Genomic DNA, 9,725 nt, shown 5'->3' with positions numbered 1-9,725 from the left:
TTTATCAAACCCATATCAAGTGCTTCTTCGGCATTGTACTGATCACATAAAAACCAAATTTCCCTTGCTTTTTTTTGTCCTACTATTCGTGCAAGATACGAAGCACCAAATCCACCGTCAAAGCTACCAACCTTTGGTCCTGTTTGTCCAAATTTTGCATTTTGTGCAGCAATTGTAAGATCGCACATAAGATGTAAAACATGTCCACCACCTATTGACCATCCTGCAACCATTGCTATCACAGCCTTTGGAATTGACCTAATCATTTTTTGAAGTTCTAAAACATTAAGGCGAGGTACTCCGTCTTTTGAAACATATCCTCCATCTTTTCTTACAGATTGATCACCTCCACTACAAAATGCTTTATCTCCTTCTCCTGTAAAAATAATAACTTCATATTTTGGCTCCTGCCAACAAATTCGCATAGCATCAATCATTTCATCAACAGTTAGCGGTGTAAAAGCATTATGCTTTTCAATTCTGTTTATACTGATTTTTGCTATTCCCTGATAATAGGAAAATTTAATATCCGAATATTCTTTTATTGTCTTCCAATCAAAATTACTTGCCATATTTTTATTTTCTTTTTTCATGCAAAAGTACGTTTTTATTATGAAAGCTGTTTTCAGTATTCAAAACTTCTTTTAGAAAAGTTTCTATTTTGGAAATCGTGCCCGAGAATCAAAAGTTGTTTTCAAAGAAATAATAGCTTCACGAATGTTACCTGCCTGTATGAAAAAAGTTAATAAAAAATTAAATATTTAAGGGGACTTTGAGTCCACTCTAAAAAATCTTAAAATGATTTTCAGCTCCTTTCTGCCCCAAGCCCTAAAGGGAGAAGTAGCTGAAAATCAGGACTCCCTTTAAGGAATGGGGCAATTCCTGATTTTCAAAACCTGCACTCATTACTTTTTAGAGTGGACTCAACTTTATAATTGGACTAAATATTGCTAAATTTTAAAAACATTTTAAAAATTTTGAATCACGCTTTTAAAAATATCGTTGCAGTTTTCACTGTATTAATATTCCTAACATCCACCTTAGGTTTTGTAATAGTACAATCATACTGTAGTTGTTCAGAAAAAGCCTCTATTTCACTTGATGCTTTTTCTACGAATGATAAATGTAATTTATGTGTTGACGAACATCATCAAGAATCTTGTTGTACAGAAGAAAATGAAGTTTGCTCTTTTAGTGATCATCAATCTTGTTGTACAAAAACAATTAAATATTTAAAAAGTGATTCAGATTATCTTTCCTCACAAACATTAGAGGTAATTAAACCTTTTGCTTCAGTAATCAGTATTTGTAATTTGCTAATCACAAATGATGATTCAGATATTTTTCAAAAAACAATAAAACGAATTGATTTTCCGATACTACTACGGAAAATACTAATATTTTATTATCACCATAATAAAATCATACCCGATAATATTTACTAAAATAGAAAATGATTTTAATGATAAAAAAAATCATTGAACTTTTGAATCAAGCTTAATAAAACTCAAAATATAGCTTTAAAAAAAGAGTTCAATAATTATCATTAGAACTGAATTTTTAAAAAAAATATAAATTTTAGTAAATAGTGTTTCTTAAAAAACTCTACACAATTAAAAATAGAGTTACTACTCAGCAACTATGCAGAATATAAAAGCCACAGATTCACAGATTTAAAAACCACCTTCGGTCGTTTTCTCTGTAAAAATTCATTAAATCACGTAAAATCAATCTGTGAATCTGTCTTCGGCAGACGTAGTCATGTTTTTATTACACTTAGCATGTCTGTGGCATATTTTTAAGTTTCAATATCTTATACCTGCTGAATATTAACAAAATAGATAGTTTTCTAAAATGCACTAAATAATGAAAATATTAAATATGAAAATTATATTAATAATTGTAATTGTTTTTATAAATCTCACACTATCAAATGCTCAAAAACACGCACGTAAAAAAGGCATATTAGATGGTGCAGTTTGGGGTGTGAGTAATGAAAACAAGAAAGAATTACTTGTAGGTGCCAATGTTTATTGGGCAAATTCAAGTATTGGAACATCCACAAATGCGGAGGGTATTTATACACTGAAAATTCCGCCTATAAAAAATTCAAAACTTGTTGTTAGTTACATCGGATATAAATCAGATACAATAAACATATCAAATAAAAGTATGCATCAAGATATTATCCTTTATTCAAATATAAAATTGGATGAAGTTGTAATTGCAGAAAGACGAGGCACAGCTTTTTTTGAAAAAGCAACTGCAATTAATTCTCAACTAATTACAGGTGAGGAATTTCATAAAGCTGCTTGTTGTAATTTATCAGAAAGCTTTGAAACAAACGCATCCGTTGATGTTTCTTTTAGTGATGCAATTTCAGGAGCAAAGCAAATTATGCTTTTAGGACTTGCAGGAAAATACATTCATATACAAATGGAAAATATCCCTGCTGTACGTGGATTGTCAAGCACCTACGGATTAACATATATTCCAGGTCCTTGGATGGAATCTATTCAGATATCTAAAGGATCAGCATCTGTAAAAAATAGCTATGAATCGATAACAGGTCAAATAAATTTTGAATACTTGAAACCCGATACAGCTGAGAAATTTTACTTCAACCAAGTTGGAAATCAATTTGGCAAAACAGAAGTAAATATTTATTCGGCACATAAGCTAAATAAAAAATGGAGTACTATGATTTTTGCTCATGGAGAATACCTTGCTAACAAAGTAGATAAGAATAAAGACAATTTTATTGATATTCCGTTAACAAAACAATATCATTTTCTTAACAGGTGGAAATATAAGAGCAACAAACTTGTTTCTCAATTTGGAGTTAGCTTTTTGGATGAAAGCAAAAACGGAGGTCAGGTTTTTTATGATAAATCTAAAGATGAAGGAACAACTAATGCCTACGGAATTGATATCCGGACAAAAAGATTAACAGCTTTTTGGAAAGCAGGAATATTTTTTAAAGACAAGCCTTACCAAAGTATGGCAATCATTAATGATTTTTCAAAATATGAGCAATCCTCAATATTCGGGTTGAATAATTATATCGGCAATCAAAATAACTTTAACACAAATATAATTTTCAGCTCCATAATAGGTAATACAGCACATAATTACATTGCAGGTGCTACTTTTACTTACGACAATTATGAAGAAAACTTTAATGACAGTCTTTTTTCAAGGCAGGAAATAGTTCCCGGAATTTATTTTGAATACACTTATAAAGGTCCAAAGAAATTAATAATAGTTGCAGGAATACGTGATGATTACCACAATATTTATGGCAATCTTTTTACACCACGATTTCATTTAAAGTACAAACTAACAGATAAATTAACCTTTAGGACATCGGTAGGGAAAGGATATCGCTTAGCAAATATCTTTGCAGAAAACACTTCACTTCTTGCCACTTCAAAAATTTTTGTTTTCACAGAAGAATTAGATATTGAAGAAGCATGGAATTATGGAATATTTTTAACAAAAGATATTCATCTATTGGGTAAAAAATATTCTTTAAACTTGGATTTTTTTAGAACCGATTTTGTAAATCAAGTAATTGTTGACCTTGACAAGAAATCAGGGATGGCATATTTTTACAATCTTGAAGGTAAGTCTTATGCAAACACTGCTCAAGCAGAACTTTCATTTGAAGCATTTGAAAGATTTGATGTTTTAATGGCATACAGAATAAATGATGTAAAATCCACATTTGACGGGAAATTGCAAAAAACACCTTTGGTAAAAAAGGATAAAGCCTTAATAAATCTCTCTTATGCTACAAAATGGGATAAATGGCAATTCGACTATATTTTTCAATACAATGGTGTTAGCCGATTACCAAATAATTTCATTGACCAAACTGAGATCGAAGAAGAATTTTCTCCTAATTTTATTATAATGAACTTTCAATTAACACGAAACTTTAAAAGATTTGAACTATACGGTGGTGCTGAAAATCTTAGTGATTACATTCAGGAAGATGCCATCATTGCCTATGACAAACCTTTTGGAGATAATTTTGACGCTTCACAAGTTTGGGGACCTCTTATTGGGAGGAAAATTTATGCAGGTGTCAGATTTAAATTAAATTAATAAATTTTTTAACAAATTAAAAACAAAATTATGAAAACAAAAAAAGCACAAATTATTTTTATGGCATTAATAGTATCCTTAACAATGCTAAGTCAAAAATCATATTCACAAAAAGCAGAAAAAGCTACTAAATACGAAACTATTGATTTAGAGGTTTCTATGAGTTGTAATGCATGCTCAAACAAGCTTGGTAAATGCCTTGCTTACGAAAAAGGTGTAAAAGATTTTGATATTGACCTTAAGAACAAAAATGTTAGGGTAAAATACAACAAGAGTAAAACCAGCAAGAAAGAAATAATTAAATCAATTTCTAATCTGGATTTTGAGGTAACGGAAAAAGATGCAAAATGTAAAACAGAAACAAAATGCAATAAAAAGACAACAAAATGTTGTAATAAAAAATCATAAAGAAACACAATAGTTTTGTCAGCGTAATCCCCTGTTAATCTTTTGATAGGGGATTTTTTTAAAATTTAAGTAAATTAAATGCTAATAATTATTACATTTGTTATTTCTTAAAAATAGCGAATACTAAAAAACATAAATACCAATGCAAAAATTATTATTATTAGGAGACGAAGCGATTGCACAAGGAGCAATTGATTCTGGAATATCAGGAATCTATGCTTATCCCGGAACGCCTTCCACAGAAATATTGGAATATGTTCAGCGATCAAAAGATGCCAAAGAAAGAAATATTCACAGAAAATGGTCGTCAAATGAAAAAACAGCATTAGAGTCAGCATTAGGAATGTCCTATGCAGGAAAAAGAGTAATGGCATGTATGAAGCATGTAGGATTAAATGTTGCTGCCGACCCATTTATGAATTCTTCAATAACCGGAGCAAATGGCGGTTTGGTAATTGTTTCTGCTGATGATCCCTCAATGCATTCATCACAAAACGAGCAAGACTCAAGATATTTTGGCAAGTTTGCTTTAATGCCAATATTTGAACCATCAAATCAACAAGAATCTTATGATATGGTTCATCATGCTTTTGATTTTTCTGAAAAATATAAAATACCTGTTTTATTCAGAATTGCTACCAGATTAGCTCATTCACGAGCAGGAGTAAAAAGACAGGAAATAAAAAAGCAAAATGAACTTTCAATTCCAAAAAATTTACAACAATATGTACTTCTTCCTGCAATTGCACGAAAAAATTACAAAGAATTAATAAAGAAACAAGATGATTTTGAAAAAGAATCAGAAAATTCTCCATTTAACAAATACATTGATGGCAAGGATAAAAGTTTGGGAATAGTTGCTTGTGGTTTAGCTTACAATTATCTTCTTGAAAATTTTGAAAACAAAGAAGTTCCATATCCTGTTGTTAAGATTTCTCAATATCCAATACCGCCAAAAATACTAAATAAACTCAAAGAGGAGTGTAATGAGCTATTAGTACTTGAAGACGGATACCCTTTGGTAGAAGAAATGTTAAAAGGTTTTTATGCAGAGGGAATTACAATTAAAGGAAGACTTGATGGTAGTATTCCACGTGATGGAGAACTCAACAGTAATCTTGTTGCAAAAGCATTAGGCATAAGTGAAGATTATTCAGATGAATTATCAAAAAACATTGTTGGTCGTCCGCCTTCATTTTGCAAAGGATGTTCTCATATTGACTCATATAATGCATTAGATGAAGCACTTGCACCATACAGCAAAGGACGGGTAATGGCAGATATCGGTTGTTATACACTTGCAGCATTAAAACCATTTCAATCAATCAATTCATGTGTTGATATGGGTGCATCAATAACTATGGCAATAGGGCTTGCCGATGCAGGTAAAGTTCCTGCTGTTGCTGTTATTGGCGATTCAACATTTACACACTCAGGAATGACAGGATTATTGGATGCCATTATTAAAAAATCTCCAATTACCGTTTTAATTCTTGATAATTCAACAACAGGAATGACAGGCGGTCAAGATTCTCAAGGATTTGGACGAATTGAAAATATTTGTGAAGGATTAGGTGTTGATAAAGAACATATAAAAATATTAAATCCTATTAGAAAATATCATGATGAAAATGTAAAAGTAATCAAAGAAGAATTAGAATATAATGGAGTTTCAGTTGTGATTCCACGAAGAGAATGTGTTCAAACAATTGCAAGAAGAAATAAACTAATTAAACAAAAAAAAATAAATTTATTGTAGAATGAAAAAAGATATAATTTTAGCAGGAGTAGGAGGACAGGGAATACTTTCAATAGCTACAGTTATAGGTTATATTGCAGTTAATGACGACCTATATTTAAAACAAGCAGAAGTACATGGCATGAGTCAAAGAGGCGGTGATGTTTCATCTCACTTAAGAATTTCGGACAAATATATTGCTTCTGACCTTATTCCTAAAGGTAAAGCTGACCTTATTATTTCCGTTGAACCAATGGAATCTTTAAGATATATTCCATGGCTAAATAAAAACGGATGGATAATTACAAACAACAAAGCTTACGTGAATATTCCTAACTATCCTGAGAAAGAAATAATATATAAAGACATTAAAGATTTTGGGAATCATGTACTTTTTAATGCAGAAGAATTAGGCAAAGAAGCAGGTTCTAGCAAAAGTGCTAATATTGTAATTCTAGGTGCAGCATCTCCATTTTTAGGATTTGAACCAAAGAAATACGAAGTTGCATTAAATTATATATTCGGGAAAAAAGGTGATAAAATTGTCAAAATGAACATAGATGCATTTTACTTAGGAAGAGAAGCTTCAAAAGAATTTCATAACATAAGTATTTGATTGTTAGTAATGATTTAATAAAATATACTTTTTTTAAAAAGACTTGTTATTTGCATAAAATTTGTTATATTGTGATTTGATTAATTCGCTTCTAAATGCACATAAAAAGATAAAAATACAAATATGATTACAGATGTAAAAGAACCTGAAACAACAGAGCTTTATAAAGATCTGCATTTCAACCAAAGATTGTGGATCAACAAAATAAAGTTTTACAAAAACCAAATCAATATTCTTCAATCAGACCTTGATAAATTAGTAAAATATTACTTCGATAAAGAATTAATGGGAGAAGTAGAGCAATATCAAAACAAATTTATTGTTTACACCGATCTTGCTAACCGTTTGATAAAAGAATACAAATTATTAAGAAACAAAATTGCCAAAATAAATGGTAATGACAGCATTAAAATTCAAGAAGAAATTTCTGATAAAAGAATTTCTCTTAAAAAGAAAACCGCTGGTTTTGTTGACTATATAGAAGACCTAAAAGAAAATTTCTTCATCTTTTATACATCATATTATCTGTCGGAAAACCATGTTTATAGCAACTAGTTTTTAACTGTCAAAGAATTATTTAATCCTGATTGTAAGCTCAATACAATCACAATATTTTTGTTAATTCAAACACATTTGTAATGTGTTTGAAATCTAAAGTTAAATGGGGTTCTATAAATTTACAGCATTTCTACAATTTTCACAATTTATAGTGAATCACTATATTTGAAGCTTAAAAAATTATTAGATGAAACACCCCTGACGAGTAAATTTCGACACAGCCTGCACGGACAGGCAGGATTAATGAAATTGGAAATAATGTATCAACTACAAAAATATAAACAGATGGAAATAATATCGAATACAGAACAAGGAATAACGAATACTGAAATAACAAAAAAAATATCCGGTATTATTGCAATTAATTAAAAACTTCATTATTCAAAATTCCTTGTTTCGCAACCGCTAAAGCTACAGCGAACGTGGTCAATATTCATTATTAAAATATAAACACATGAAAACAATTGGAATAATACCTGCACGCTACGACTCAACAAGATTTCCGGGAAAACCACTGGCAATGATAGGTAATAAAAGCATGATTCAAAGAGTTTATGAAAGAGCGATGCTTTCCTCCCTTGACAAAGTTATAATTGCAACAGATAATAAAAAAATTGAAAAGCATGCAAAAAAGTTTGGAGCCGAAGTAATAATGACCTCTACCTCGCATAAAACAGGTACCGAAAGATGTGCAGAAGCATTTAAAAAATATGAAAAAGATTTTGACATAGTTATTAATATTCAAGGAGATGAGCCATTTTTTGAGCCAAAACAAATTGAATTATTGATAAAATCTTTTAAACAAAAAGATGTTCAAATATCTACACTAATTGAAAAAATTGATAATATTGAAGACTTAAATTCCCCAAATACTATTAAAGTTTTAAAAGATAAAGATTCATTTGCAATATATTTCAGCCGAGCTTCAATTCCATTTGTGAGAGGTCATGAAAAAGAGAATTGGCTTAAAAATTCTGAGTATTTTAAGCACATTGGCATTTACGCTTTTCGCTCAGAAGTTTTAAAAAAGATTGTTAAATTGCAATCCGTAAAAATAGAAAAAGCTGAATCATTAGAGCAATTAAGGTGGCTTTTTAACGGATATAAAATTAAACTTACCAAAACAAAATATTATGGACTTTCCGTTGATACAGCTGAAGATTTAGAAAAAGCAAATGAGATTTTAACTACTGTTTATCAATAAAAAATATTTAAAAGTGAAAATTAATTTTTCAAAATACCATGGAACAGGAAATGATTTTATCCTTATTGACAATAGAAAAAATTTATTCCCTGCTGAAAATAACAAGCTAATCCAACAATTATGTTACAGGCAATTTGGTATTGGTGCTGATGGTTTGATTCTTCTTGAGGATGATGAGAAGCAAGACTTTAACATGAAATATTTCAACTCCAATGGCTTTGAAGGAAGCATGTGTGGCAATGGTGGACGCTGTGTTGTGCATTTTGCAAGAGAACTTGGAATAATTTCAGGCTACACTTTTTTTAACACTACTGACGGATTACATACCGCTGAAATTGAGAATAATATAGTTCGTCTTTCATTGAATGATGTTAAAAAAATAACTATTAATAAAGAATACTTTTTTTTGAACACAGGCTCTCCTCATGCTGTATTTTTTAAAAATGAAATTAATAATATTGATGTTTTTTCTGAAGGTAAAAAGATAAGAAACAGCAAAGAATTTGCACCCGAAGGAACAAATGTGAATTTTGTTAAAATAATTGACAAAAACAATATTTCCATCAGAACTTATGAACGTGGTGTTGAAAACGAAACATTATCATGTGGAACAGGAGCTGTTGCTTCTGCTATTTCAACATATCTTTATCAAAAAATTAAAACAGATAATTATTCAGTTCAACTCCAAACTAAAGGCGGAAATTTAAAAGTCAATTTTAAAATAGATAAAAGTATTTTTACAAAAATTATTTTGGAAGGTGCTGTTGTAAAGGTTTTTGACGGTACAACAACAATTAAAAGATAAAAAGATGTTCTAATAATTCATTTTTTGAAATTCCTTTTCTTGGTGTATCTTTGCACTTTTGAGTATTCGTAACTGTTTTTACTTTTTTCCACTATGCACAAAAACGCTCTAAGTTGAATTGGTCTTTAGTGTTTATACACTTTGGATTATGGTGCGAAACTTTAGTAATGATTTAAATATTTCCTATGAAAAAAGATATTCTATTTGGCAAAACATATTCAGAGATTGTAAACATTGTTAATAAATTTCGACTTCCAAAATTTACTGCATCACAAATTACGGATTG

Annotated in this window: 9 protein-coding genes; 8 read left to right on the top strand and 1 reads right to left on the bottom strand. The window is 30.1% G+C overall.

The features are described 5' to 3' along the window. A partial coding sequence (locus U9R42_11265) for an enoyl-CoA hydratase-related protein (protein MEA3496605.1) occupies positions 1–572 on the bottom strand: 572 nt, incomplete at its 3' end. A 405-nt stretch (positions 573–977) separates the two neighbouring features. Here U9R42_11265 and U9R42_11260 point away from each other — a divergent pair. From U9R42_11260 to dapF, 8 genes are all read left to right on the top strand, one after another. Further along, a complete protein-coding gene (locus U9R42_11260; protein ID MEA3496604.1) occupies positions 978–1,445 on the top strand; it encodes a hypothetical protein in 468 nt (155 codons plus the stop codon). A 436-nt stretch (positions 1,446–1,881) separates the two neighbouring features. Next, positions 1,882–4,110, top strand: a complete 2,229-nt coding sequence (locus U9R42_11255; GenBank protein MEA3496603.1) for a TonB-dependent receptor — start codon at positions 1,882–1,884, stop codon at positions 4,108–4,110. A 30-nt stretch (positions 4,111–4,140) separates the two neighbouring features. Then, positions 4,141–4,518 (top strand): heavy metal-associated domain-containing protein, encoded by a 378-nt coding sequence (locus tag U9R42_11250; protein ID MEA3496602.1) that lies wholly within the window; start codon positions 4,141–4,143, stop codon positions 4,516–4,518. A 142-nt stretch (positions 4,519–4,660) separates the two neighbouring features. Then, a complete protein-coding gene (locus U9R42_11245) occupies positions 4,661–6,277 on the top strand; it encodes a thiamine pyrophosphate-dependent enzyme (protein MEA3496601.1) in 1,617 nt (538 codons plus the stop codon). Position 6,278: 1 nt separating this feature from the next. Beyond that, positions 6,279–6,872, top strand: coding sequence for an indolepyruvate oxidoreductase subunit beta (locus tag U9R42_11240; protein ID MEA3496600.1), 594 nt, complete (start codon positions 6,279–6,281; stop codon positions 6,870–6,872). A gap of 123 nt (positions 6,873–6,995) precedes the next feature. After that, a complete protein-coding gene (locus U9R42_11235) occupies positions 6,996–7,427 on the top strand; it encodes a hypothetical protein (GenBank protein ID MEA3496599.1) in 432 nt (143 codons plus the stop codon). A gap of 457 nt (positions 7,428–7,884) precedes the next feature. Further along, positions 7,885–8,634 (top strand): 3-deoxy-manno-octulosonate cytidylyltransferase, encoded by a 750-nt coding sequence (kdsB, locus tag U9R42_11230; GenBank protein MEA3496598.1) that lies wholly within the window; start codon positions 7,885–7,887, stop codon positions 8,632–8,634. Positions 8,635–8,647: 13 nt separating this feature from the next. Beyond that, entirely contained in the window at positions 8,648–9,439 is a 792-nt protein-coding gene (gene dapF, locus U9R42_11225) for a diaminopimelate epimerase (protein ID MEA3496597.1), read from the top strand. Positions 9,440–9,725: the final 286 nt, after the last annotated feature.

This window comes from Bacteroidota bacterium (assembly GCA_034723125.1).
In the GTDB taxonomy this organism is placed as follows: Bacteria; Bacteroidota; Bacteroidia; order CAILMK01; family JAAYUY01; genus JAYEOP01.
The sequence above is the reverse complement of the archived record's forward strand: the minus strand, read 5'-3'. Positions and strand labels throughout refer to the sequence as shown.